The 25,459-nt window shown below is 60.5% G+C and carries 26 protein-coding genes; 10 read left to right on the forward strand and 16 right to left on the reverse strand.

What is annotated here, in order from left to right:
* Window positions 1-37 precede the first annotated feature (37 nt).
* The 6 genes from ACFOYU_RS23275 to ACFOYU_RS23300 all read right to left on the reverse strand — a co-directional run bounded on the left by ACFOYU_RS23275 (window position 38) and on the right by ACFOYU_RS23300 (window position 4,581).
* Window positions 38-706 carry an HAD family hydrolase gene (locus ACFOYU_RS23275; protein WP_377035405.1) on the reverse strand — a complete coding sequence of 223 codons (669 nt, stop codon included), beginning with the start codon at window positions 704-706 and terminating at the stop codon, window positions 38-40.
* 51 nt (window positions 707-757) lie between these two features.
* A complete protein-coding gene (locus ACFOYU_RS23280; RefSeq protein ID WP_226740673.1) occupies window positions 758-1,012 on the reverse strand; it encodes a SemiSWEET transporter in 255 nt (84 codons plus the stop codon).
* A gap of 250 nt (window positions 1,013-1,262) precedes the next feature.
* Window positions 1,263-1,535 (reverse strand): cell division topological specificity factor MinE, encoded by a 273-nt coding sequence (gene minE / locus ACFOYU_RS23285; RefSeq protein WP_226740671.1) that lies wholly within the window; start codon window positions 1,533-1,535, stop codon window positions 1,263-1,265.
* Window positions 1,532-2,338, reverse strand: a complete 807-nt coding sequence (gene minD, locus ACFOYU_RS23290; RefSeq protein WP_226740669.1) for a septum site-determining protein MinD — start codon at window positions 2,336-2,338, stop codon at window positions 1,532-1,534. The genes minE and minD overlap by 4 nt, the downstream gene beginning before the upstream one ends.
* 225 nt (window positions 2,339-2,563) lie before the next feature.
* Window positions 2,564-2,842 (reverse strand): hypothetical protein, encoded by a 279-nt coding sequence (locus tag ACFOYU_RS23295; protein WP_377035406.1) that lies wholly within the window; start codon window positions 2,840-2,842, stop codon window positions 2,564-2,566.
* Between the two features lie 182 nt (window positions 2,843-3,024).
* The gene (locus ACFOYU_RS23300) at window positions 3,025-4,581 is read right to left on the reverse strand and encodes a 4-hydroxyphenylacetate 3-hydroxylase family protein (RefSeq protein WP_377035407.1); all 1,557 of its coding nucleotides are present in this window, start codon (window positions 4,579-4,581) and stop codon (window positions 3,025-3,027) included.
* Between the two features lie 78 nt (window positions 4,582-4,659).
* On the opposite strand from ACFOYU_RS23300, the gene ACFOYU_RS23305 reads away from it, so the two are divergent.
* Window positions 4,660-5,340, forward strand: a complete 681-nt coding sequence (locus ACFOYU_RS23305; RefSeq protein ID WP_377035408.1) for a TetR/AcrR family transcriptional regulator — start codon at window positions 4,660-4,662, stop codon at window positions 5,338-5,340.
* On the opposite strand, the gene ACFOYU_RS23310 is transcribed toward ACFOYU_RS23305, so the two are convergent.
* The gene (locus ACFOYU_RS23310; protein ID WP_377035409.1) at window positions 5,314-6,912 is read right to left on the reverse strand and encodes an alpha-amylase family glycosyl hydrolase; all 1,599 of its coding nucleotides are present in this window, start codon (window positions 6,910-6,912) and stop codon (window positions 5,314-5,316) included. The genes ACFOYU_RS23305 and ACFOYU_RS23310 overlap by 27 nt on opposite strands.
* 333 nt (window positions 6,913-7,245) lie before the next feature.
* Between ACFOYU_RS23310 and ACFOYU_RS23315 the strand changes: the two genes are divergently transcribed.
* Window positions 7,246-8,886, forward strand: coding sequence for an alpha-amylase family protein (locus tag ACFOYU_RS23315; RefSeq protein WP_377035410.1), 1,641 nt, complete (start codon window positions 7,246-7,248; stop codon window positions 8,884-8,886).
* Window positions 8,887-8,975: 89 nt separating this feature from the next.
* Here ACFOYU_RS23315 and ACFOYU_RS23320 read toward each other — a convergent pair whose 3' ends face one another.
* The 3 genes from ACFOYU_RS23320 to ACFOYU_RS23330 form a co-directional block, all read right to left on the reverse strand.
* A complete protein-coding gene (locus ACFOYU_RS23320; RefSeq protein WP_226740659.1) occupies window positions 8,976-9,371 on the reverse strand; it encodes a response regulator in 396 nt (131 codons plus the stop codon).
* A 247-nt stretch (window positions 9,372-9,618) separates the two neighbouring features.
* The gene (locus ACFOYU_RS23325; RefSeq protein ID WP_377035411.1) at window positions 9,619-10,239 is read right to left on the reverse strand and encodes a class I SAM-dependent methyltransferase; all 621 of its coding nucleotides are present in this window, start codon (window positions 10,237-10,239) and stop codon (window positions 9,619-9,621) included.
* Between the two features lie 78 nt (window positions 10,240-10,317).
* Entirely contained in the window at window positions 10,318-10,560 is a 243-nt protein-coding gene (locus ACFOYU_RS23330; protein ID WP_377035412.1) for a DUF1127 domain-containing protein, read from the reverse strand.
* Window positions 10,561-10,736: 176 nt separating this feature from the next.
* Between ACFOYU_RS23330 and ACFOYU_RS23335 the strand changes: the two genes are divergently transcribed.
* From ACFOYU_RS23335 to ACFOYU_RS23360, 6 genes are all read left to right on the forward strand, one after another.
* Entirely contained in the window at window positions 10,737-11,432 is a 696-nt protein-coding gene (locus ACFOYU_RS23335; protein ID WP_377035413.1) for a Crp/Fnr family transcriptional regulator, read from the forward strand.
* A 68-nt stretch (window positions 11,433-11,500) separates the two neighbouring features.
* Window positions 11,501-12,472, forward strand: coding sequence for a homocysteine S-methyltransferase family protein (locus ACFOYU_RS23340; protein WP_377035414.1), 972 nt, complete (start codon window positions 11,501-11,503; stop codon window positions 12,470-12,472).
* Between the two features lie 408 nt (window positions 12,473-12,880).
* Window positions 12,881-13,837 carry an ABC transporter substrate-binding protein gene (locus ACFOYU_RS23345; protein ID WP_377035415.1) on the forward strand — a complete coding sequence of 319 codons (957 nt, stop codon included), beginning with the start codon at window positions 12,881-12,883 and terminating at the stop codon, window positions 13,835-13,837.
* Window positions 13,834-17,502, forward strand: a complete 3,669-nt coding sequence (locus tag ACFOYU_RS23350; RefSeq protein ID WP_377035416.1) for a PAS-domain containing protein — start codon at window positions 13,834-13,836, stop codon at window positions 17,500-17,502. The genes ACFOYU_RS23345 and ACFOYU_RS23350 overlap by 4 nt, the downstream gene beginning before the upstream one ends.
* On the forward strand, window positions 17,499-17,867 hold the full coding sequence (locus ACFOYU_RS23355) for a response regulator (protein ID WP_226740646.1): 369 nt from the start codon (window positions 17,499-17,501) through the stop codon (window positions 17,865-17,867). Before ACFOYU_RS23350 ends, ACFOYU_RS23355 begins: the two co-directional genes overlap by 4 nt.
* A gap of 14 nt (window positions 17,868-17,881) precedes the next feature.
* Window positions 17,882-19,009, forward strand: coding sequence for an adenylate/guanylate cyclase domain-containing protein (locus ACFOYU_RS23360; RefSeq protein ID WP_226740644.1), 1,128 nt, complete (start codon window positions 17,882-17,884; stop codon window positions 19,007-19,009).
* Window positions 19,010-19,328: 319 nt separating this feature from the next.
* Here ACFOYU_RS23360 and ACFOYU_RS23365 read toward each other — a convergent pair whose 3' ends face one another.
* The 3 genes from ACFOYU_RS23365 to ACFOYU_RS23375 all read right to left on the reverse strand — a co-directional run bounded on the left by ACFOYU_RS23365 (window position 19,329) and on the right by ACFOYU_RS23375 (window position 21,119).
* On the reverse strand, window positions 19,329-19,580 hold the full coding sequence (locus tag ACFOYU_RS23365; RefSeq protein WP_377035417.1) for a LuxR C-terminal-related transcriptional regulator: 252 nt from the start codon (window positions 19,578-19,580) through the stop codon (window positions 19,329-19,331).
* 162 nt (window positions 19,581-19,742) lie between these two features.
* The gene (locus ACFOYU_RS23370; protein ID WP_377035418.1) at window positions 19,743-20,495 is read right to left on the reverse strand and encodes a Crp/Fnr family transcriptional regulator; all 753 of its coding nucleotides are present in this window, start codon (window positions 20,493-20,495) and stop codon (window positions 19,743-19,745) included.
* 267 nt (window positions 20,496-20,762) lie between these two features.
* On the reverse strand, window positions 20,763-21,119 hold the full coding sequence (locus tag ACFOYU_RS23375) for an MliC family protein (RefSeq protein ID WP_377035419.1): 357 nt from the start codon (window positions 21,117-21,119) through the stop codon (window positions 20,763-20,765).
* A 233-nt stretch (window positions 21,120-21,352) separates the two neighbouring features.
* Between ACFOYU_RS23375 and ACFOYU_RS23380 the strand changes: the two genes are divergently transcribed.
* Complete coding sequence (locus ACFOYU_RS23380) at window positions 21,353-21,901, forward strand: LysM peptidoglycan-binding domain-containing protein (RefSeq protein WP_377035420.1); 549 nt, start codon at window positions 21,353-21,355, stop codon at window positions 21,899-21,901.
* A 235-nt stretch (window positions 21,902-22,136) separates the two neighbouring features.
* Here the strand turns inward: ACFOYU_RS23380 and ACFOYU_RS23385 are convergent, their stop codons facing one another.
* Window positions 22,137-22,637: a DsbA family protein gene (locus ACFOYU_RS23385; RefSeq protein ID WP_377035421.1), complete on the reverse strand. Its 501-nt coding sequence runs from the start codon at window positions 22,635-22,637 to the stop codon at window positions 22,137-22,139.
* Between the two features lie 262 nt (window positions 22,638-22,899).
* On the opposite strand from ACFOYU_RS23385, the gene ACFOYU_RS23390 reads away from it, so the two are divergent.
* Window positions 22,900-23,751 carry a YsnF/AvaK domain-containing protein gene (locus ACFOYU_RS23390; RefSeq protein ID WP_377035422.1) on the forward strand — a complete coding sequence of 284 codons (852 nt, stop codon included), beginning with the start codon at window positions 22,900-22,902 and terminating at the stop codon, window positions 23,749-23,751.
* A 75-nt stretch (window positions 23,752-23,826) separates the two neighbouring features.
* Here the strand turns inward: ACFOYU_RS23390 and ACFOYU_RS23395 are convergent, their stop codons facing one another.
* Window positions 23,827-24,303, reverse strand: a complete 477-nt coding sequence (locus ACFOYU_RS23395; RefSeq protein WP_377035423.1) for a YsnF/AvaK domain-containing protein — start codon at window positions 24,301-24,303, stop codon at window positions 23,827-23,829.
* A gap of 495 nt (window positions 24,304-24,798) precedes the next feature.
* Complete coding sequence (locus ACFOYU_RS23400; RefSeq protein WP_377035424.1) at window positions 24,799-25,455, reverse strand: histidine phosphatase family protein; 657 nt, start codon at window positions 25,453-25,455, stop codon at window positions 24,799-24,801.
* Window positions 25,456-25,459: the final 4 nt, after the last annotated feature.

The raw sequence follows: 25,459 nt of genomic DNA on the forward strand, positions 1-25,459 counted from the left end.
GCCTATTGTAGCTCCCCATCCGCGTCCGGCAACACGTTCAACCATCGGCAAGCACGGATCGGTCCAGGCGGACCAGGAGGTCTTCCGGGCTATCATAGACCGCAATGCAGCCGGCGGCCCGGAGAGCATCCTCCGGGAAGCCTCCGCACAGAACCCCCACCGACCTGATGCCCGCCTTACGGGCTGCCTCTGCATCGTAAGGCGTATCACCGACAACGACGACCTCCTCCGCCGTCAGGGGTCCGAGCTTAGCCAGAGCTGCGCGAAAGATGTCCGGAAAAGGCTTCGAGCGCTCCGCATCGTCTGATGAGGTGGCGTCCTCGACAAGATCGGCGATATTGGCGATCTCCTTGTAGTGCTCCACCTCGTCCTCTTTTCCGGACGAGGCGAGCACGACCCGCTTTCCCCTGTCCCTGAGGGTTTCGAACAGATCCCGCACGCCAGGGAAAGCTCGCGCCCTGGGCAGGTAGTCGCTCTTGAACAGGTTGGTGCGAAACTCCCGAATCTCCTCTCCCTTTTCGCTCACGAGAGCGGGCGGGAGAAGCCCGTGGAGGATTTGATCGCCACCCTTGCCGATCTGCGCCCGCATGTCCTGGAATGCCACTTCGAAGCCGAAATGCTTGAGTGCCTCAACCCATGCTGCCGCATGCAGATCGACGGTATCGATCAGCGTACCGTCAACGTCGAATATTACCGCCTTGATCATTGGCGCTCCTGAGAAGTGCTTTGACCAGAAAGAGCAGGTAAGCGGAGCCTTTTAGCCATGCTTGAGCTTGAAATAGAGAATGGTGCTCGCAAGCATGAGCGTGATGCTGTTCGCGATGATGAGCGGGATTTCACTCTTCCAGATGCCGTAGACGAGCCAGAGAGACAGCCCAGTCACCAGCACCAGGAACATCTTGAGCGAGATATCCTGGGTTGATCGGGTACGCCAGACGCGAAGCACCTGGGGGATGTATGCGCCGGTTGTGCAAACCGCCGCGGCATAGCCGGCATAATCGAGAAGAGCCATCGCCAATCCATTTGGAAAGGCACGTTAACGCCGCGTCGGATCAGGAGTTCCGCACAACGATCAAGAGGAATTTCAAGCAGGCGTGGAGCCATTCCCGGATCCACAGGTCAAGCTTGCGCAGCAGTCTCATCCCCCCATGCCTCACGGGCCTCGATGCTGCCGTTCAATTATTCGACATGTGAGATCCAACAGGGAGACCGGCCGGAGCACGCCGGCCCCCTCCATTGGACCCCGCGTGAGGAGCCCTCGGTCAAGCTGCCGGGCGCATCCCAGTTTTAGCCGTCGGGATTTCGATATCGACCTCGAGTGTCGAGACGGAAGCGCCACGATCCATTTTGATCTGGACGTTGTCGTGCTCCACGGCCATGTGCTTGGCGATCACCGCCAGGATCTCCTCCCGGAGCGTTGCGACGAGATCGTCCTGCCCTCCCACGATCGTGCGCTCGTGCGCCAGCAGGACCTGGAGACGCTCGCGGGCGACAGGCGCCGATGTCCGGCGGTTGAGGAATTTGAAGATGTTCATGCGGCTCTCCGTGTAAACAACTTGCTCAGCAGGCCCCGCTTCTCCTGCGGAGCGATGACTTCACCGCTCAGACGCCTTGCGGCATCGAGATAGGCGCGGGCCGCGACGCTGTTCGGACTTCCCAACGTGACCGGTGCCCCGATATTGGATGCCCGCAGCACATCGGGGCTCTCCGGGATGATGCCGAGCAGCGGTATGGATAGGATATCGAGGACGTCGTCGACCTTCAGGATTTCGCCACGCTGGGCGCGAGCCGTGTCGTAGCGGGTGAGCAGAAGGTGCTTCTCCACCCTGTCGCCCTGCTCCGCCTTCTCCGTCTTTGCGTCGAGAAGACCGATGATCCGGTCGGAATCCCGGATAGAGGAGACTTCCGGATTGGTTACGACAACGGCAACATCGGCATGCCGCATCGCCAGAGTGGCTCCTCGCTCGATCCCGGCAGGGCTGTCGCAGATGATCCAGTCGAATTGCTCGCGCAACTCGCTGATGACGCGGGCGACCCCCTCCTCGGTCAGGTTATCCTTGTCCCGGGTCTGGGATGCGGGAAGAAGCGAGAGAGTATCGATCCGCTTATCGCGGATCAGCGCCTGGGAAAGCTTCGCATCGCCCTTGATTACGTTGATCAGGTCGAAAACGACCCGCTGTTCGGCGCCCATGATCAGGTCCAGGTTGCGCAGTCCGACATCGAAATCGACGACAGCGACTTTCTGGTTGTTCTGCGCCAACGCCGCACCCAGAGCCGCCGTCGAAGTCGTCTTGCCGACTCCTCCCTTGCCTGACGTCACAACGAGAACCTTTGCCATCCACATCCTCCCGCTAAGGGTCTAGAGCTGTCCTTGCGACTGCATCACCAGCCGGCCTGCGTAGAACCGCGAGCGGGATTGGCGGACGGAAGCCGGTTGCAGCTATCGCGACTGCTACGTATCGCTGCACATCAGTTCACGACCAACATGGTTAGCGGAAGGTTAATGGGGCTTGGCGCAAAAGGAGTATCCTCGACCAGTGCACCGCTATATGAAGGAAAAGCGTTACGAATTCATGATCCCGCCGTGTTGGGACAGCAGAGGCAGGAGAGCGCCTCTCAGAGCCTCCATCTGCAGTTCGGTCTCGCCCTGGCCGCTGTCAGGACCGGAGAGCGCGCGCAACCGGGCATTTTCCGCGGCGAGCCGGTCATTCTCGGCCAGGAGAATCGCCACTTTTTCCTCGGCGATCCGGAGGCGGGCCATCGCGTCGTCGCGCTCCTGCTCACGGATCTGAGCGCGGTCGCGCCATAGCCGCGTCGCGACGGATTCCGCGTCATCGTTCATGTTCGGCTCCTTGCACGATCAGGCCAGATGGCCGAGGGCCGGCCTCCTGCGGGCCTTGTGCCCCTGTTCGGGACAGGAAGGCCCACGCTACCTCGGCCATCATCACCGACAAAGGTTCAAAGGCCGTTATCATACGGCCCTATCCGTGTGCCCTTGTCGCCCCTCTCTCGAGGTGCCACTATTTACTCGGCGGCCGTAGGAACCTGTTCATCAATCCTTGAGCCTTCTGTCGGCACGCTTGGCACCTCGCAGCCGGTTGCGCAGCATCGTCCCGGCTGTTTCGAGACGCGCCTGCCCTCATCGAGAACGCCGCGGTCCAGCAGGCCTTCGACCAGCTCCATCTTCTCCACGACGGGATAGTTGCGCCAGATCTCGCGCTTCATCGCCTCGGGCGAGCCGCCCCCGTGCAAGGAAATCACGGAATACCAGCCCGCCTGGTGGGAAACGGTCAGGTCCTCGATCAGACGGGAAACCTCCATCCGCTGCTCCATCGGGATGTCGGGCCGCCCGCCCAGAACAGCCGACAAGGAGGCCTGGGTCATGGGATTGTGATCCTCGTCCGGGCCCGGCAAGGCCACGATCAGCCCGCCTGACACATAATGAGCCAGCTTGTGCATGTCGTAGATCTTCGTGGCGAGCAGGAGCTTTCCGATGTTGGAGAACACCGCATCCGGCATCACGGAACCACCCGGATCCTTCACGCAGTAGACGGAGGAGGCCACACCGCAGGCATAAAATCCCTCCGTGATCGTGATGAGATCGACCATGGCCTCCCGAATGTGTCCGTGCCGGTCGGGGTCGAGGCCGTTCGCCTCGATCATGAGCGCACCGGCGCCGATCAAAAGGTCCCCGAAGCCAGCACGGGCTCCGATGCAGGAATGGCGGTGATGGGTGGCATAGGACGTGGTGAGAAAGCCGCCCTCCTCATGCTCACCCGCAAGAAACACTCGGTCATGGGGCACGAACACGTCATCGAAGATCACCACGCCGGTCGATTGCCCGTATTTTGCGGAGAACTTCGCGGCCGCCTCACCCGGGCGACCGGCAGGGCGCGCTACGATGGTCACTCCGGGCGCGTCGACAGGCACCGCACAGCACACCGAGAAGTCGGCATCCTCCCTCGTATGTGTCCGGCATGGCATGACAAGGAACTCATGCATGTAAGGAGCACCGGTCACGATAGCCTTGGTGCCGCGGATCACGATGCCGTCCGGGCGACGCTCCTTGATATGAACGTAGACATCGGGATTGGCCTGCTGACCCGGCCGCTTCGAACGATCGCCCTTGGCGTCCGTCATGGCGGCACCGAGTGTCAGGTCTCGATCCTGCACTTCATGAAGATAGTTGAGAAAACGATGGGCATAATCGGTGCCATGAACCTCATCGGTCCGCTTGGTCGCCTGGTAAATGCCGTTGAGAGCATCGTGGCTGAGATAGCGCTGGGCACATCCCGAGATCTTGCAGACCAGTCGGACCGCCTCGAGCTTGTAAAGCAGATCCGTCGAACTCTCGTTGATGTGTAGCATCCGGTTGACGATCTTGCCGGACGTGCCCTGCCGCGCTGTCATGATCGGCAGATGCTCCACCCTGTGAGCCAGATCGTAGGTGATCCCGACCGCGCTCACTCCTGGCGCAAGAAGAGGCTCGTCCGCAACGCTCTCGACAGTACTCCCGTTGACGAAGACGCGCGGCTTGTAAGCACGCAGCGACTCCCGGTACTCGGCGGCATTCATCAGCATGGCGGGCTCCTCTGAGCTTGTTGCAGCATTTGAACAGTGTTAGAAAAATCCGTCAAGCATCGACGAAAGTAGGCCGGAATGACAGCGGAACCGCGCAACCGAGGGCGAGCCCAGGCTGTTCGAGACCTGAAGCGCAGCCTTATCCTCGAGGCCGCGCGGACGATTTTCGAGACCGAAGGTCTGGATGGCGCCTCGCTCCGTGCCATCGCAGCGGAAGCGGGCTACACGCCCGCGGCGCTCTATTTCCATTTCGAGTCCAAGGAGGCGATCTATGCAGAAGTGCTTCAGGCCTCGCTCAACAATCTGAGGGAGGCCATGGCCGCGGCGGTCGCCAACACCAATGGCCCTGCCCCAGGCCTGAGGGCCGCAGCCATGGCCTTTTTCAAGTACTATGCGGACAATCCGCGAGATCTCGACCTCGGATTCTACCTGTTCCGGGGAGGCATGAAGCCGAAGGGACTGGGCCGCGAGCGTGACGAGCAGCTCAATGCCGGCCTCGCAGCCGCACTTCTGCCGATCGCGGAAGCAGCCCGCGCAATGGGAGCTTCTCAAGAAGAGGCGGACCTCATGATGGTCGACACCTTCGCTCATGCGGCCGGCCTGCTCCTTCTGGCGCATACCGGCCGCATCAGGATGTTCGGAACATCAGCTCCCGGCTTGATGGAGCGCTATATCGACGAGAGGATCGGGCAGTTGGAAAGGCTCGTAGGCGCCCAAGCGGCCGCCCCTGCCCTATCCTTCCTCAAGAGCAACGATTAGTCCCTCGTCTGGAGCCAGATCCAGGCAGCCGGCCTCCACATGCCAGTCTCCGCTCCGAACCGTCGACAGCAGCACACGCGCCTTTCCAACCCCGTCAGGCAGGTCGATAGCCTGAGCTGCATGGCCGAAATTAAGCACGATGAGCAACCGCTCCGCTCCATGTCGGCGCTCATACGCGAAGACCTGCCCGCCGGATTGCACCGGCAAATACTGTCCGATGCTGAGGGCCAGGTGGCGACGGCGCAGATCGATGAGGCGCCGGTAGAGACATAGAACAGAGCCTGAATCCTGGGACAGCACTTCCACGTTGCAGGTCTGGAAATCCGGCGCGAGCGGCAGCCACGGCTCGCCGGGGGTGAAGCCGGCATTCGGAGAGGAATCCCATTGCATTGGCGTGCGTGCGGGATCACGACCGAGGCCGAGACCTGGTTCGTTCTTCTCCCATGGGTCCTGCACGGATTCGGGCGGGATCTCGACCTTCGTCATACCGAGTTCGTCGCCGTAGTACATGGTAGGCGTTCCCCGCAGGGTCAGCAGCAGCATCGCCGCGACCCGGGCCTGCGCCTTGCCGATTCTGGCACCAATGCGCGGCTGATCGTGATTGCCGAGAACCCAATTGGGCCATCCGCCGTCGGGCAGGACCCCTTCATACTCGTTGACGAGCTTTTCGATCTCGTGCGCGTTCCACGCGGTCTGGATCAGCTGGAAGTTGAAGGGGAGATGCGCTCCTGATAGGTCCTTACCGTAATAGGCAACAAGGCGCTCCAGGGGCAGGTAGATCTCGCCGATCAGCACCCTGTCTTCGTACTCCTCCAAAACCTGGCGCATCGCAGCGATCACGTCATGGACCTCCGGCTGGTCGGCCGAGTGGACTTGGAGGTACTTGTTGATCTCCGCCTGATGCGACTGGTAGCCGGGATTGGGAGGGTTGTTCCGGAACTCGGCATCCTTGATGAGGTGCCAGATGACATCGACCCGGAAGCCGTCCACACCGCGCCGGAGCCAGAAGCGCAGGCTATCGAACATTGCTTCCCTGACTTCCGGATTACGCCAGTTGAGGTCCGGCTGCTCCTTCAGGAAGGCATGATAGTAATACTGCCCCGTCGCCTCGTCCCACTCCCAGGCAGGTCCGCCGAAATTGCTGATCCAGTTGTTCGGCACTCCGCCGCCCGGAGCCGGATCGCGCCAGATATACCAATCCCGCTTCGGATTCGTTCGCGACGAGCGGCTCTCAAGAAACCATGGGTGTTGGTCGGATGTATGGTTCGGGACAAAATCCAGAATGACCTTCAGGTTTCGGGAATGTGCCTGTTCAAGGACCCTGTCGAAATCGTCGAGAGTGCCGAAGATCGGATCGATGCCGCAATAGTCTGAAACGTCATAGCCGAAATCGGCCATCGGGGACGGAAAGATCGGAGAGATCCAGATAGCATCGACTCCCAGCCATTGCAGATAATCGAGCCTTTGGGAGATCCCTTGAAGATCGCCGATGCCGTCGCCGTTCGTATCCTGAAATGAACGGGGATAGATCTGGTAGACGATTCCGCGCTTCCACCAGGTGGTTTCAGGCATGGACATGCTCTCCGCTCGCTCTTGATGGTCCGCATACCTCTGAAAGTGGATCAAATGCCAATGGCTGGCCCTTGGTGATGGTTCCGCCCTCCGGCCATGACGCCGGAGGGGACAGGGTCTGTCGCCTTCTGAAGAATCCTACCTTGAGGAACCGAAGGCTCTCCGGCGCTTTCTCTTCGAGGCGCTGAAAATATTGCTAGAAGGAGGAGATGAAGGCGACAGGACACGTTCCTTGGTCGCTCTACCATGGCCAAGCGTTTCCTGAGGGCCATGAAATGCACATTTGGATGTGAGACTTCATAGCCCTATAGCAGGACAAAGGCAGGACGCTCGATGCTCGACCTTTGGTACAAGAACGCCGTGATCTATTGCATCGATGTCGAAACCTTCATGGATTCGAACGGCGATGGCGTGGGCGACTTCCAAGGGCTCGCCGACCGCCTCGACCACATCGAGGAACTCGGCGCGACCTGCATATGGCTGCTCCCCTTCTATCCGTCTCCGAACCGGGACAACGGATACGACGTGACGGACTTTTACGGCGTCGATTCACGCCTCGGCACTCTTGGAGATTTCGTCGCCTTCACTCATGCCGCTCAGGATCGGGGGTTACGGGTCATCGTCGACCTCGTCGCCAACCATACCTCCATCGATCATCCCTGGTTCCAGGAGGCTCGTCGAGATCCCCAGTCGCGCTACCGGGACTGGTATATCTGGTCCAAGGAAAAGCCCGACAACATCCACGAGGGCGTCGTCTTCCCGGGCGTGCAGGATTCGATCTGGACCTACGACGAGGTCGCCGAAGCCTGGTACATGCACCGCTTCTACAAGCACCAAGCTGATCTCAACATCGCCAATGAGGAAGTCCGGGCGGAGATCGAGAAGGTCATGGGATTCTGGCTGCAGCTAGGAGTCTCCGGTTTTCGCCTCGACGCCGTTCCCTTCCTGATCGAGTACAAGGGGCTCCCGGAGCGAGAGAGACCAAAGCATGACCCGCACGAATACCTGCGCGAGCTGCGTGACGTCCTCTCCTGGCGTCGTGCCGAGGCCGTGATGCTGGCGGAAGCGAACATCACGATGGAAGAGGTCGACGAGTATTTCGGCCGAAGCGGCGAGCGTATGCACATGATACTGAACTTCATGCTCAACCAGCATGTGTTCCTGAGTCTCGCCCGAGGCGATGCGAAGCCGATCCGCGACATCATGCGAGATACGCCGGAGATCCCGCTAAAGGCCCAGTGGGGAAGTTTTCTACGCAATCACGATGAACTCGATCTCGGCCGCCTCAAGGATGAAGAAAGGCAGGAGGTCTTCTCCAGATTTGGACCCGCCCCCGACATGCAACTCTACGGGCGTGGTCTTCGTCGGCGGCTCGCACCGATGCTCGACGGCGATGAGCGATGGCTCAAGTTGGCATTCAGCCTTATGTTCGCTTTGCCGGCAACACCCGTCCTTTGGTACGGCGACGAGATCGGCATGGGAGAGGATCTTTCTCTAAAAGAGCGCAATGCCGTCAGAACGCCCATGCAATGGGCCGATGAGCCGAATGCCGGGTTCTCGATGGCTTCCGCCGACAAACTCGTTCGTCCCGTGATATCCGATGGGCCCTTCGCCTATCAGCGGGTCAACGTCGCCTCCCAGAGAGATTTGGACGGGTCGCTGATGTCTCATCTGCAGCGGCTTGTCCGCACTCGCCGTGCCTGCCCGGAAGTCGGTTGGGCTCGGGGAGAGATACTGCAGACGGAAGACACAAGCCTGCTTGCGATTCGCTACGATTGGGAAGGCGCCACGGTCATCACCCTCCACAATCTCGCCGACCGCCCCGCAGAAGCCCGCCTGCAGCTTGATGACATCGATCAGATGAGACCCCTGCTCAGCAGCGAAGACGATCGGTCTATGAAGAAAGCTGCATCACCGATCAGGCTGGAGCCATATGGATTCAGATGGTTCCGGGCACATGGCGAGCGCCGCTGACGCAATGCAACTGCTCGCACCGGCGGGGCAGATCGCCCCCTCGGGATCATCTGCCCAGACGCCTGAACTTTCTACGCCCGAACGGGAGCTTATCCGGCCAGCGAGGCCGGCTCGGGAGATACGGCATCTCCCAGGGCGGTCGTCAGCATCTCGGCAAGGCTCTGGTGAAGGAATGGCTTCGTCAGAGTCGGGGTGCCCTTGAAACGCTCCGGAAGAGTGCGGGCGTCGTATCCCGTCGAGAAAATGAACGGGATCCCGCGAAAGCGCAGCACGTCCGCAACCGGAAAGACGACGGAGCCATCAACGTTGATGTCGAGCAATCCGACGTCGATTTCCGCCTGCAGCGCAAGCGTGAGAGCCTGATCGAGCCGGGCGGCCGGACCGACGATGTCGCATCCAAGATCCAGAACCATGTCCTCGATCAGCATCGAGATCATGGCCTCGTCTTCCACGATCAGGACACGGCACTTGCGCCTCTCGCCCATCTCATCCCCCTTGGCCCCAGCGCACCCTCGATGCGGATCACGCAGGCTTTCATTAACCATGACCGTTCCATTGAGTCCTTGCAAGCACTAGGTGCAAAATCCTGCCTGCGTCCAATGGCTCCAGGTCGCTTCAAGGGGTGACGACGCAACAAAAAGATACATTATTTCAATTGTCTTCTCGGCACTGCCCCGCCGGCGGAGGCAAGCCAACCGCATAGGTCTGGACCGGATGGCCTGATCACTCCTGTCAGGTGGCCTTGGCGACACCTCGGCAGTGAAATCCGATTGGCCGAGGCGCGCCATTCACGTAATACTCCTCGACGTTCTCGAACCGGAAGCCGGCCTGCCTCAGCAGGGCCGCTACCGGGCGCGTCAGATTGCATCCCACGGCGAGCGAGCGCCAGATAGGATTCAACCGGTACTGCCAGCGCGCCACGCCGGGCTCTGGTGACAGACCATGTTCGAGGAATAGGACCCGGCCCTCCGGCTTCAGCACACGCCTGACCTCTCGAAGGGCCTGGACCGGATCCTGCACCGAACAGAGCGTGTAGGTGACCACGGCCGTATCGATGGAGGCATCCCCAAGTGGGAGCGCCTCCGCCTGGGCACGGATGATTTCGAGCGGTACACGGCTCGCCCGGTGGCGCACTTCGCCCAGATTGAGAAAGGCTCTGCTCGGATCGACACCGATCACGTTCGTGACCTGCCCCGGATTGTAGAAAGGAAGGTTCAGCCCAGGACCGATCCCGATTTCAAGAACGACCCCTTGTGCCAGCGGAACAACCCGCTCCCGCTCAGCCTCGATGTCCTTCATCGAGCAGAGACAGCTGACGAATTTCGGCCCGATATAGCGAGAATAAAGATTCATGACTGTCCTCTGTCGTGAATGCGGATCCTGAAGACCCAGCTCGGGAGAGTGCAATTCGAAGGTCCGCTCCTCCCGGTTTCACCGCTTGGAATGTTTGGATTCAGCCCAGCCGTGGAAGACCTCATACGGCTCAAGGCCGATGTCCCGAAGGAGGCGGGTATCGAGCTCCAGCAGCTGGCGACGGGTTCGCTCCCGGGCAATGATGCCGCGAACGAGCGCGATTGGGCTCCTTAGAAGGTTGAGATAATCCGAGGAGATTCTCACGTTCCATCGGGAAGCGGATCGCTCCGGGCCGATCAGTAGACCGGTGAAGTACGTCATAGCGTGCCTCCAATCATGTTGGCTGCTAGAATGGGCCGGCCGCAGGCTCGGCCCTGGTGTGACGAAGGCCGTCAGTGTGGTCGGCCCGTGTCACCGTCGAGACTGCTGCACTTGCCGCCCGCGGTCTGTGACGAGGATCACGCGAGCTCGGGCACCCAAAGCGGAGGGCATATTCCATGGCTGAGCCGCGCAACCTCACTGCTCTGCTGGGCGCGAATCCGTTCTTTGCCAGCCTTGGTTCCGAGGCGATCCAAGCAATAGCCCTGCTTTGCCTGACGCGGCACCTCGATCGGGAAGAAGTGCTCTTTTTCAAGGGAGATGCGGGCGATGCTCTTTATGCCGTGCGCCGCGGACAGATCCGTATCGGCACCGGGCTTGCCTCCGGGCGGCGCCTCACTCTCAACCTGCTCGGCCCCGGTGATGTTTTCGGCGAGGTCGCTCTTCTCGATGGAAGGCCGCGGACGGCAGACGCCGTAGCAACGGAGCCGACCGAACTCTATGTGGTTCGCCGCCGGGACTTTCTCGATCTTCTTGCCACCAAGCCTGACGTGGCGGTTCGTATCATCGAGTTTCTGTGCGAACGCATCCGTTGGATGAGCGGGCAGATGGAAGAGAGAGCTCTGTTGCCACTGCCGATCCGCTTGGCTCACCGGCTGGTGGCTCTCAGCGAAGACTATGGCTGTGACTTGCACGTCAGCCAGGAGGAGCTTGCCATCTTCATAGGAGCGACCCGCGAGAGCGTGAACCGGCAACTCCAGACCTGGCGGCGCCAAGGACTGGTGGAACTGAGCCGCAACCGCATCCGCGTCCTGCAACCGTCGCGCCTGTCGACACCTTCGGAGGACGGGACGCGGCCGGACGGGACAGTGTGATTCCCCTCACAGACCCCAGGAAGCCGGCACTCCAATCTTGCGCCATGCCCTGCAAAGGAGGAGCAGTCATGGCTTTCCATCGACCCAAGCTGCCGCAATTGTCCCGTGGCGATTTCCTCACGGATGGCGGGCTCGAGACCACATTGGTGTTTCATCAAGGTCTGGACCTACCCTGCTTTGCCGCCTTTCCCCTCATCATGAGCGAGCGCGGAAAGGAGATCCTTCATGACTATTTCAGGCCATATTTGGCGATTGCTCGACGGCAGGGCATCGGCTTCATTCTCGATACGGTCACGTGGCGGGCGAATGCGGACTGGGGCGCCGAAATCGGCTACTCGGCCGACGATCTTGCAGATATTCAGCGGCGTTCGGTGGCATTCGCCTGCCATGTGCGGGACAGGTACGCGACGCCCAGCACCCCAATCGTTATCAACGGCATCCTGGGGCCGCGCGGCGACGGCTATAAGGTCGGCGCCAAAATGCGTCCTGAAGAGGCCCAACGGTATCACTCTGCACAAATTAAAGTCTTCCGGGATACGGAGGCAGATATGGTAACCGCCATGACACTTACATATCCCGAGGAGGCCATCGGCATCGTGCGAAGCGCACAGGCCAATGGCTTGCCGGTTGTAATCTCGTTCACCGTGGAAACCGATGGACGGCTTCCCTCCGGCGACACGCTCGAAAGCGCCATCGAACAGGTTGATGCCGCGACAGGCAGCGGCCCCGCCTACTACATGATCAACTGCGCTCACCCGAGCCACTTCGAAAGCGTTATCGATGCGTCGGGAGCATGGATCGGGCGGATCCGCGGTCTGCGGGCCAATGCCTCAGAATTAAGCCACGCGGAACTCGACGCCGCCACGGAGCTGGATCCTGGAGATCCTGCCGCTCTGGGAGGCCACTATAGAGCCCTCCGGCAGAGGATGAAGCATCTGTGCGTCATCGGCGGCTGCTGCGGAACCGACCACACGCACATTCAAGCCATCTGTGAAGCGTGCGCCCCACTTGATGCGGCACCATCCGCTGAGCTGGCCTGAGGAACCCTGTCGTCGAGAGGCTCGTCGTTACCTTTGCGATGATCAAGACCGAGCGGTAGCCGGACCAGCGATCCGCTGCCATGGAGAAGGTTTCGGAAACCGAATTCAATATTCAGGAAGATCATCCTGTTCGTACCACTTAAGGGGCTTGCGACATGCTAAAGAGTTGAGCGCGCGTGGATGAGCGCATACTATGGTGCGTGAAGCAAAGCTCAGCAGTGAGGCATAAGTCCAAGGCGATCTGCCCGAGAAACAACCCTCCCGCTAAGGCAGCCGAACGTTCGCACGGACGGTTCGCACCATGCCTCAGCGTTTCGACCGCACTTCATCCTTGGAGGGCCCTTCCCGCCGCCGCGGTTCGGTTGCAAGCCGGCGGCATCGGGCCATGCCTCGCATGGGGAGGTGTGTATGCCACGCATTCCATATATCCTTTACCTGATCTTGCTCGGCATTGCGGCGCTCCTGATCCACAGTCAGCCGGTGCAGGCCCAGCGAAAGGTGCTTCATGTCGACTCCTATCATGCTGGAAATGAATGGAACGACCGCATCGTGGCAGCGCTCCGCGACGGTCTGAAGGACAGGGACATCGAGCTGCGGGTCTTCCATCTGGATACCAAGCGAAGTCCTGCAGACGAAGAAATCAGCGCTTCCGTTCACAATGCCAGGCAGGTGATCGAGGAGTTCAAACCCGACGTCATTACCGTCAGCGACGATCCTGCCGCTCATCACCTGGTTCAGCCCTACCTGCGCAATTTCTCGGTTCCGGTCGTGTTCTGCGGTCTCAATTGGGACGCCTCGATCTACGGCTTGCCCTACCGCAACACCACAGGAATGGTCGAGGTTTCGCCAGTACCGCAGATTCTCCGGCTCATGAGCCAGAATGCTCGCGGGCCAAGGCTCGGCTTCCTCTCGGAAGACACGGACGTCAAGCGCAAGGAACTTGCCTATCACGAGCGCCTCTTCGGGATCAGGTACGAGAAGACCTATTTCGTCAACTCGTATGCGGACTGGAAGGCGGCCTTCCTGCGCGCCCAGCAGGAAGTCGACATGCTCATGATCCTCGGCGTCGGAGCCATCGCCGACTGGGATCCGGCTGATGCCCGTCGCTTGGCCGAAGAGCACAGCGAAATCCCGAGCGGCACCGATTTCGAATGGCTGACGGAGGTCAGTCTCCTCGGCGTCGTCAAAAGCCCGGAAGAGCAGGGCCGCTGGGTCGCTCAGGCAAGCCTCCACATTCTGGAGGGAACCAAGCCCAGCGACATACCGCTGTCCTACAATCGAGAGGGGGAACTCTTCTTCAATGCGCGGATCGCCAAGCAGTTGGGGATCAAGGCGTCCCCTCCCCTTGCGCGAGCCGTGCCATGACCACGACCGATGAGCATCTGGCATCACCGACGGAACCGAAACATTCGGTCACGCGCGAGACGCTCCGCAAGATCACCGTACGCATCAGCATCGTTGTCGCGATCGCTACGATCCTGAGCTATTGGCATGTCCGCTCCGGCTTTGAGCAGCAGGCAACGGAAAACCTCGAGCGCTACGTCGAGCAAAGGCGAGTGCGCGAGAGTGCGATCTTCGATCTTGCAAGCAGCAACATCCGCACCTTTGCGGACGCGTACAAACGCGAAATCAGCCAACTGGACCCTCAGGGAGCCGAACAGCGCTTCTCAGCCCTCTTCCAGCAGCACCCCGATGGAACCACACGGCTCAGCGAGGACGTTTTTCGCACATACGGAGTAACAGGCTTCATCGGCAAGCATGTGGTCGCAGATCGGGACCTGAAGCGCCGCCTTATCGCCGCCTTCGACCTGATCACCCAGTTCGGCCCGGCTTGGCAGAGTCAATTTGCCAACCTCTATGCCATCGCCCCGGAAGGCGCCGTCATCATGTATTGGCCGGGGCAGCCCTGGGCCCTGCGAGCAGGAGATTGGGAAATCTCAGGCAAGCTGAGCCTGCTCTCGGACAGGAAGGACGCTGTCGTCGTCGCTGGCGCCAATGCCGGATCCGCACTCGTGTCCGGCAGGGAGCGCTGGTCCGAGCTCTATTTCGACTACGGCATCAACGATTGGCTGGTCTCGGTCACCCGCCCCACCATTGTCGAGGACCGGTCCCTCATCCAGATCGGCCAGGACATCCTCATGCACGACCTGATCGGACGAGCAGCCAGCGCTGATACGGGCGGGACATACAACGTTCTGTTCTCCGATGAGGGACGGATCATCGCTCATCCCCGATACATGGATGCCATTCAGGCCAAGAGCGGCTCCCTTCCCGTCGCTGAGACGAACGACGCTCATCTCAAGCAGATCCACGAACTCGTGCGCGAGCGCGATCCCGGTCAGACGGTCGTGCGCAACCGAAAGCACAATGAGGTCGTTGCGGTCACGAAGCTTGGCGGCCCGGAATGGACGCTGGCAACGGTCTTCCCTCTTTCCCTTGCCGCCGAGAGCGCCTGGGATACCGCACGCCTTATTCTCATCATGGGAGCTTTGGCCCTCCTGTTCGAGCTCTTCATTCTGAGCTCGACCCTGAGGACGCAGATCGCCATCCCCTTACGCCAACTCGTGCGAGCCACCGGATCGGTCGCCGAGGGGCGCTTCAACACGTCGCTCGATTTCCGCCGCAACGATGAGATCGGGGAACTGGCAGAAGCCTTTACGGCGATGGCACGGCAGATCGACGCCCGCGAATCCGCGCTGAACGAGCGAAGTGCGAGCCTCTCCAAGCTCAACGAAAAGTTGGCGCATGAACTGACCAAGCGCGAACGGGCCGAGCGCGAGCTGGCTCATCACCGGGAGCTCAACGCCCTCCTCGACACCATCGATTACGGAATCCTCTTCCTGAGCCCCGACTTGAGGATCCGACTTGGAAACCGCGCCTACAAGCAGATGTGGAATACGCCCGATCGGTTGATCGCCAATGGAACACCGATCCACGATCTCGTCGCCCACCATTGCCGTATCATGGAGGTGGATCCATCTACCGCCGAAACGAGCATGGCTCATATCGTCGAGCGCATTCGCGGCTGCGACGAGGCACCTGTCGAAATCCGGATTCCCGGCGGGCGGGTGCTCCGCTATAACTGCGTCTCCCTCCCCGATGGCGGGCGGATGCTCACCTATGTCGATATCACGGAGCAGAAACGAGCTCTCGATGCCATTGCGGCAGCCGAGCAGCGCCAGCGGCGCCTCCTGGAACTCGCCCCGTTCCCACTTGCAGTGACCCGGTTATCAGACGGACGGATCCTGTACGCGAATGCCCGCACGGCGGAAGTCACCGGCCTCTCGCCCGAGGAAATGAAGGGAACGTCCGGACTCGACTACTATGCCAACCCGGCGGATCGGACCCGCATATTCGAAATCCTGGCGCGCGACGGTCGCATCAGCGACATGGAGATCGTCATGCGGCGCCCTGACGGGACGAAGCACTGGGCTCTCATCAACGCCGCCATCGCCGACTACGAGGCACAGCCGGCGCTCCTAGCCTCCTTCAACGACATATCGGAACTCAAGAAGCGCGAGGAGCAACTGAAACTCGCAAAGAAGGAAACCGAAGCCGCACTACGCGACCTCAATGCCGTCCTGGAAACCATTCAGTACGGCGTCCTCTTCCTTGATCCCGACCTTCGGATCCGCCTAGCCAACAGAGCGTATCGCGAATTGTGGCAGATGCCGGCAGAGTTCTATGACTGTCTGCGAAATCTCGAAGAGGACATGGAGCAGAGCCGCGTTTCCCAAATCTACGACATTCAGGATGATGAGTGGGAGGCCTACAAGGAGCGCCGTATCGCCGAGATCAGAAGAGGCCATGTCACGCCAACCGAGATGCGCCTCAGAAGCGGTAGGATCATCCAGTATCAATGCACCGCGCTCCCCGACGGAGGGCGTATGCTCACCTACTTCGATATTACCGAGCTGAAGCGAATCGAAGAGGTTCTCCGCCGTCATCTCGCCGCCATGGAGGCGGCGATGGATGGTATGGCCATTCTCGCCCCCGACGAGACCTATGAATACCTGAATGCAGCCCATCTCCGGATCTTCGGCTACGAGCATCCCTCCGAACTGGTAGGCAAAAGCTGGCGAAAACTCTACACTGACGAGGAGCGCGCCCGGATCGAGCAGGACGCCATGCCGACGGTGTTCCAGCACGGTCGCTGGAGCGGTGAGGCTGTAGGGCTGAGGCGGGACGGGAGCACTTTCCCCCAAGACATCTCACTGACGCGGATCCAGGGCGGCGGCCTGATATGCGTGGTACGGGATATTGCGGAGCGCCATGCCCGCGACGAGGCGCTGCGTCAAGCCAAGCAGCACGCCGAAGAGGCCAGTCAGGCAAAATCCCGCTTCCTGGCCAACGTGAGTCACGAACTGAGAACCCCCCTCAATGCGGTTCTGGGATACACGGAACTACTGATCGACGGCCTCTACGGCTCCATGCCCGACAGAGCGCAGAATGTTCTTGGCCGCGTACAGGCGAATGGCCGTCACCTGCTTTCCCTGATCAACGATGTTCTCGATCTCTCGAAGATCGAGGCGGGAGAATTGTCGATTGCGGCCGAATCCTACTCAATCCAGAATCTGGTGCAGGCTGCCGTCTCGACGATAGAACCACTCGCCCGGGCCAAGGGCCTGACCCTTCGCACATCGGTTCCCGAAGGACTGCCCGCCGGGTGCGGTGACGAACGGCGCCTTACGCAGGTGCTGGTCAACCTTGCCGGAAATGCCGTCAAGTTCACCGAGGCAGGATCAATCGACATCGTCGTCAGGGTCGAGGATGGACGGCTGAGGATCGTTATCGAGGACACGGGAATCGGGATCTCGCCGGAGGACCAAAGGCGAATATTCGAGGCTTTCCAGCAAGGCTCCAATCCAGCCACTCACGGGCAGGGTGGAACCGGCCTCGGGCTTGCCATCTCCAAACGCATCGTAGAGAAACATGGTGGAACAATCGACCTTCGTTCCGCTCTCGGATGTGGGTCGACCTTCGTGATCGATCTTCCTCTCGGCCAGAGCCATGTGACGGAGGCCGCATGAAGCGAAAGAGGATCCTGATCGTAGAGGACACCGAAGACAACCGGCAAATCCTGCGCGATCTTCTCACCAACGCGGGTTTTGACCTGGTGGAGGCGCATGACGGGCGTTCGGCTGTCGCAGCAGCGGCGGAATTCCGGCCCGACCTCATACTGATGGATATTCAGCTCCCCATTCTCAATGGGTACGAGGCGATCCGCCAGATCAAAGCCGATACCGCGCTTCACCCCATTCCTATCATAGCCGTCACATCCTATGCCCTGTCGGGTGACCGGGAGAAAGCGCGAGCGGCTGGCTGCGACGGGTATGTTGCGAAGCCCTTCAGCCCTCGCCAGTTGCTCGCGACGGTTCGCGAACTCCTGGACTGAACCGGGAAGCCTGCATGCGTGAGCGCCCTCTCATCCTTGTCGTCGATGACGTCGAAGAGAACCTTGAGATCGTTACGGTACGGCTTGAGGCTCAAGGATACGTGGTCGAGACGGCCCGCAATGGTCACGAGGCTCTTGAAAAGACATCCCGGATTCTTCCCGACCTGATCCTGCTCGACGTGATGATGCCTGGGATCGACGGCATCGAGGTGACCCGCCGCCTCAAGGGAAACGAAGCCCTGCGGGCGATCCCGATCGTCCTTTTGACGGCCAAGTCCAGCGTCGAGGATGTCGTGGCGGGTTTGGATGCCGGTGGCGACGACTATCTCACCAAGCCCTTCGAACCCACGACGCTCGTGGCGAGAGTGCGCTCTCTCCTGCGGATCAAGACACTCTACGACACTGTTCAACGCCAAGCCGCTGAACTGGCCGCGCTGAACAGAACCCTGGAGGAGCGGATCCAGCGACAGGTGCGGGAACTGGAGAGAATGCGGGAGTTGAGGCGGTTTCTGCCGCCACAAGTCGCCGACATGATCGTCTCCGAAGGAGTCCAGGCTGGAATTCTGGAACATCATCGTCGCGAGATTGTCGTTCTCTTCTGCGATTTGCGCGGGTTCACCAGCTTCTCGGAGCTCGCGGAGCCTGAGGAGGTCATGGACCTTCTGAATGCCTATCACGCAACTCTGGGCCCGCTCGTGTACCAGGCCGAGGGCACTCTCGAGCGATTCGCCGGGGATGGAATGATGGTCTTCTTCAACGATCCTATTCCTTGCCCGGATCCGGCGGCACGAGCCGTCCGGCTTGCCATCGCAATGCGGGATCGCACCACCGCGCTGGCACAGAGCTGGCAGCTTCGTGGGTACTCGATCGGGTTTGGGATCGGCATTGCGCAAGGGTACGCAACCCTTGGCCGAATCGGGTTCGAAGGGCGTTTCGACTATGCGGCCATCGGCACCGTTACCAATGTGGCGGCGCGCCTCTGCTCAGAAGCGCGAGACAACCAGATTCTCGTCACGCAACGAGTTGCCTCGCAATTGGACGGAACAGCAGTTCTGCGCCCTCTCGGCGACGTGGCCCTGAAGGGTCTCAGCCGAGCCATTCCCATCTACAACGTCCTGGAACTCACGCCGACAGATCCATGAGCCCGCCGGAGAGGACGCTCCATCGGGGCAGGTCCGACTGCAAACCATGCATGGAACGCATGCCTGTACAGACGTAAAAGGGCAGCAATGCTGCCCTTTTCTGCTTGCTCGAGAAAGCCGCAAGCCTTAATTATCTCAGTGCGATATGGCGACGGCGTCGTCGTATCGCTGCCCTTTTGGGCGTTTCCTCCCTAGACTTCGGGCCGCTGGCAACAGCGGCCTTTTTTCTTCTGAGAGGCATGTCTGGCAGCCCCTCTTTGCACCAATAGCCAGTCCCCTCCTTGGCTCTGCGTGACCTGGCGGAGTCGTGCCGAATCTATCAGGCGCTGACGACCTTCTCCTCTGAAACCACCGCATCTGAATGCATGACCTGAACTTTCTTCAGGATCGACTTTACGTGATCTCTCACGGTGCGCTCGGAAACACCGAGCTCCGAAGCGATCGTTCCACGCGACGCTCCCTCCATCACGGAGCGCAGAATGTCGGCCTCTCGCGCCGACAAGGTGCAGCCACTCGGGTCAGGAGATTTGTGCGTAGTCTCGCGTAAGGTCCACTTTTGCAAGTTGGCCATGTCCCTCCTCCTGGCTTTAAAAGAAGCTCAGGATAGCGAGAGCGACGTACTCCGTCTGTCGGGAAACCGACAGAGAGCCGGCGGCTCCTCTCCCCTTAAGGGTTAGTGAGATAACATTCCCGTGAAGCTTAAGCATTACCAGGAAAGGGGAGCGCGGAAGCGCTATGTCTTGGTATAGGTGTGCGGCAGGAGACCCTCGAAATTCCGGCGGACCTTTCCGTAGCATTCGCAACTGGCCCTCTCGAGTCCCGACCGGTCCGTCACCGCGATAAACCCGCGGCCCTGCTGGATCAGCCCCTCCGCCTGAAGCGCTCGCGTGATAATGCTGACGGTCGAGCGCTGTACGCCCAACATCTCGGCTAGAAACTCATGGGTAAGGGGCAGCGTATCCTGGTTGAGGCGGTCGTGAGTGCTGAGAATCCAGCGACAGCATCGAGCCTCGACGCTATGAACGGCATTACAGGCAACGTTCTGAAGAATCCGGGAAAGGAGGGCCTCCGTGAAGCGGAGGATCAGCTGCCGGATGCTGGGGCGGACATTGATCGCCTCATGCATCCGATCCAGACAGATGCGCGATGCCACGCCGGGAAATTGCACGACATACCGCCCGATCGACTGTCGGGTAACGAAGGCGCTGATGAGACCGACCATGGACTCGCAGCCGAAAACCGCCATTTCGGCTGAACTGCCGTTACTCATATCGGCGACGAGCGATACGATCGTGTCATGTGGGAAGTAGGCATAGCGCAGGGTTTCGCCCGCCTGGTAGAGAATCGTCCCCTTCGGCAGGGCCACGATTTCCAAGTGCGGAGCCAAATAGGCCAGATCTTCCGGCTCCAAAGCGGCAAGGAGCCGATTAGCCCGATGGTCTCTCTTTCCCGCTAGTTCCGAAACGATCGGGCGACGCAGTTTCATTCAGTCAGAATAGTTCACCGGAAGTTGGAGCAGAAGCCCCACCTTCGGAGAATATACAGGTACAACTGGGGAAATTTGGGTGACGGCGGCACGTATTAATCAACCGAATATCGGCAAATTCATCCGCTAAGCGTTGCAGATGCTGGGAAAATGAAGAACATGGCGACAGACCTATTGTAGACCTGTTCGCATCTCAGGAGGGAACCCAGGCGCCGGATGACATGGCTCCGCCCGTGCGGAGCGCGAGTTCCGCCGGCACTGCAACCTTCAAGGGCTCCCGACTTCCGTGCATGCGATCGGCTTGGATCCACCGCCTTGGCGCTGATCGTAAAGTTCCGCCCCCGTGCCTTTCGTCCACCAGATGTAAGGTCCTGCCGCATAGCGCGCTCCAGACCCGGACATGACATTGGCGAAGACCAGAACGCTACCTGAGACAGGCACCACTGCAAGGGAGTTCGGGCCCGCGTTGATGTATTCAACCTTTAGCTGCAGACCTCCCTGGCATTTGTACGAAACATAGTTTCTTTCGACAGGCGACGAGCCAGGAAGGGCGATCGTGACATCGGCAGCAAGGCTGACGGGCGAACACAGGCAGATCATAGCCGTGCAATAAAGGTACTTCATCAACCGGCATTCTCCATTGTCAGAGGATTTGTGGGTGTCGGCTGCAGCGCTGCCGGCAAAGCGGCAATCCGCTGCATGAGCCCTTCCATGGGCGGTGAGGCTCCGGAACCGCGGCGAACTCCTCTCGTTGCCAAGATATGAGCGTATCAGAGTTCAGCTTAAGGGAATCCTGCCGGCGTGCTCTCGCCTCCACCATACGGGTTGGCGCGTATGGCTTGCTTGTGCTGAATCTGATGGCAGCAGCACCCTCGGCCGAAGCGGCAAGCCAACGGAGCGAGGAATGCGGGCAATCCGTGAAGGTTGCCCCCGGCGACACCCTGTCGTCGCTCGCCAGGCGCTGTGGCACAACCGTTTCCGATCTGCTTCGGGAAAACCCGAGCATCAGGAACCCCAATCTCGTCGAGGTCGGGACGACGCTCGCTCTTCCCAATTCAGGGGACGACGAGGCGACGACCAAGACGGCCAGCAAGACGGGCGACGGCATCGTCGCGAGCCTGACCGAGACGGATCGTGGGCACCGGGTCGCCATCGAGGTCTCCGATCTGCCGCCCCGGATGCGCGTCTGGATCAAGGGAGGCAAGAGCCGCTCGCCGAAGCATCACCTTATTCTACGGGGCGCCCGTGTGAATGGGAGAGGTGAGTTGCGCACGACGTTCCGTCTCCCGGAATGGGCGGAGAAAGGCTCGGTTTACCTCAGTCTCTCCATTCCGCGCACGGGTAAGACGCTCGTCTCGGCACCTCTTGAGGTCAGTCCGCGGCGTTCGGCCAAGAAAGCTAAATGAACGGCACCCCTTTTGGCGCCGTCGCCGCTCCGCCGCCCACAGGATCGGTTGGTGCTGCTTAAGGGGGCGGTTCTCATTCCTCCGGTCTGCTCGGCTGCGGGCTTTCCATCCTGTCAAGCCATTGCGCGAGCACTGGCAGGATTCGCTCCGGTGGCTGAAAGCCTTGCGTAACAATACCGTACGGAGCGTTCCCTCCTGGACCGGCCAGCAGCGTCGGAAACCCCGTGATGCCAGCCTATCGCGAAATAGTGAAATCGCTCCAGACCTCCTGCTGCGCCTCCGAGCTCCGGAGTGCATCGGAGAACTCCTCTCGGTCGGCTCCTGCCTGCTCCGCCAGTTCGGTGAGCACCTCAATGGAGGTGACGTCACGATTCTCGGCATAGAAGGCGCGGTGAACTCTCTCCAGGTAAGCCAGCGCTCCGTCCATTCCGCTTCGGCGGACGACAACCACGGCCGTAGAGGCCGGCTCGGTGTCGTAGACGAACCCCTGACGGTCGAAGAATGCCATGTCGAACGGTTGCCCGGAAGCGCTGTGCACGTGGTCCCAGTGCTCGCGGATCGTACGCTTGCCCTTCTCGTCGAGTGGCTCGGTCGTACCCGGCCGCAGTCCGCCCATGATGAGCCGAATGGGAAGGCTGCTGCCGAACTGCTGCGTGATCTGACTGATGACGGGGGAGAATCCCCAGCACCATGAGCACATCGGGTCAGCGACATAAATCAGGTGAGGTCCAGTCACTGAAAGCTCCATCGTTCATGTTCGCCTACGGAATCCCGCTACGACTCAAAGCTGCCTAGCTAGCGCACGAAGGGTCGTCATCGTCCTCTCCAGTGCCTTCTGACGCCTGGAACCCCCAGCAGTACAACTCATTATAGGACCAGTAGGTTGAGCCGCATGCTTCTTCGGCCGAGCGTTCGATCCGGCCGTTTCATATATGCTCTAGGTAGCTTCTGCTGCCGAGCATTCCAGCTCATCCAGATGTCATGACCGGTTTGATGTCATGCCGATTCAGGAGATTATTTCAATGACCAAAACCGTCACCTCGCTCTTTCATGATCGCAGTGCCGCGTCGGCTATCGTAAGCCGCCTCGAACAGGCTGGCCTGTCGCGCAGCGACGTCACCGTTTACTCGGACGCCTCCGACAATGTGTCCGACGCACTCGAAGGTGCCGGCGTGCCGCGCTCCGATGCTCATGCCTATGCCGAGGGCGTCCGCCGGGGTCGTAGCCTTATTGCCGTACGGTGCGAGGACGATGAAGTCGACCGGGTGATCAGCATCCTGGACGGCGACGGCGCTCTGGATCTCGATGAGCAGCAGAACAGCTGGCGCTCGGAGGGATGGCAGGGAATGACGGGATCGATCGCGAGCCTTGGCCAGGGTTCCACGGAGGACCGGAGCCGTAGCACCGGCGGAACCGGCGGCATGACCGGGATGAGCGGTCGCGATGAGGTGATCCCGATCGCTGAGGAAGAGCTCCACGTCGGCAAGCGCGAGGTAAGTCACGGCCGCGTGCGCATTCACTCCCACGTCGTCGAGAGGCCTGTTCAGGAACAGGTTACCCTGCGCGATGAGACTCTCGAGGTCGAACGCCGTCCGGTTTCCGGAGGCGCTCGGACCGGATCGGTCAGCGGCGATCCCTTCCAGGAGCGCACTATCGAGGTCGAAGAGCACGACGAAGAGGCTGTCGTCTCGAAGGAAGCTCGTGTGAAGGAGGAGCTCGTCGTTCGGAAGGATGTGGAGCAACGCACCGAAACCATCTCGGATACCGTCCGCAGCACGGAAGTCGATGTCGAGGATGATCGTGACGGGCGGTTGACCGGCACGTCGGGATCCCCCGAGCGCAAGCGCTAACTTCAGTAGCAGAATGAGCCCGGCCGATCGGCCGGGCTTCCACATGACGTCGCGTTTTCCTGGTGTAAGCGTATGCTACTTGTCGCTCTCATCATCGGGATCGACACGCTCGACGACCGCACGCTGTTTTCTGAGGCTTACCGGCACTTCGACGTTTTCCGTCGTCACACTACGCCGGATATGCAGCTCTTCCTTCAGAACCAAGCGCTTCTCGACAACAAGAACCTCCTCGAACACCGGCACGATCACGACATCGTCTTCCGTGCGGATTGACGGGGGTGCATCAACGACCTGATCCTTGGGAACACGGCTGACCTCGACGACATCCGTTTTCAAGGCTGCACGGGCAAACTCCTCGACCGTATCGACCAGAGTCCGCACCCTCACCTTTCCGGAAACCTTTTCCCGCTTCTCGACGCGCGCGATCTCCTCCGCCAGAGGAATAACCTCCTCGGAAACGGGCCTGCGCTCCGAAAGAACGCTTTCTTCGAGAACAGGCACGGTATCCTGCTGGGGGTTGGGAGTATCTGATCCGGCACTCGGCTTTTTCATGGGAGATGTCCGATTGAGCCGGTGTAACGAGCGGGGTTCAGCTCGGTTCCGCAACATCGCCCCTGCTCGACATGCGCTCTCGATGTCCGCACCTGTTCGGTAGTCATGCATCTGCCCGGTCGCATCGAGATGCGCATCCTGAATCCGTGCGAGATAGATCCGCCGGCGGAAAACTGACGCCATCCAAGATGAAAAAGCCCAGGCTCCGGGGCGAAGGACGAGACGCCTTCGCGTCCCACTCCTCGCCAGCTACGGGCCTGGGCTGAACGGTACCAGTGGACGGGCGCTCGCATCGTCAGGCAAGCGCAGGAACAGATCGAGCCGGAGTTCATCCGTCCTGACCACGATCACAGCGAAGCAGGGCAGTGACGCCTGCCGCTTCGAAGTCCTCATCATGTCCGCTGGGGTAAGTGGGATATGGGGGGCAGGTTCACGTTCTACAAGAGGCAGGCCCGATGAAATCGCGCGCGCTATGGAACGCCTTCGGCGAATGTTTCAGCAGCTGTGAAAGCCACGATCCGGAAGCGGGGCCAGTGCCAGAATGCCGAGGACCCTGGGATCTCCACGCTCCGGATCGATGACGACCGCCGCCCCTTCCGGCAGTGCCGTCCCGCCGACGCCCGGACCCAGCACCATGATCGCCGGCGTTCGATGGCCCACCAGCACACGGTTCACGCCGCTTGGGACAGGATCTGAAAAAAGCCGCCGGTGCTCGGCGAGAACCCACTGCAGTCGATTGCCGGAATAATCGTCGGCGAGGAGACTGTCGGTGACGCGGACACGCTCCGGCCCGAAGGCGATTTCCGCCGTGTCGCGCGCCCGGAAAACCGGACCGGCAAGAACTGGCTCGGCGATCGGAATACCCAAAGCCGACAGGATTTCACCGATCCGGCGCGATTGTTCACGCCCCTCAGGCGAGAGATTGCGCTGTCCCGAACGCTCTCCGATCCTGTACGAGCGGTCGCATGGCATCCCCGTCGTGTCGGCATGTCTGAAGAACAGCACGAGACCTCCGCGGCGAAGGCGCTCGACGAGGCGCTCTCCTTCCGGCTCCTGAATCGTGACAGGGGATGCCGCAGCCTCGGCGCCCGCTACGCCAGCGGCACCGATCAGGGCAATCGCCATGCCGATGGCAGCAGCGACAATCCGCATTCGA

The sequence above is a fragment of the Microvirga sp. GCM10011540 genome (genome assembly GCF_042650665.1).
Classification (GTDB): domain Bacteria; phylum Pseudomonadota; class Alphaproteobacteria; order Rhizobiales; family Beijerinckiaceae; genus Microvirga; species Microvirga lenta.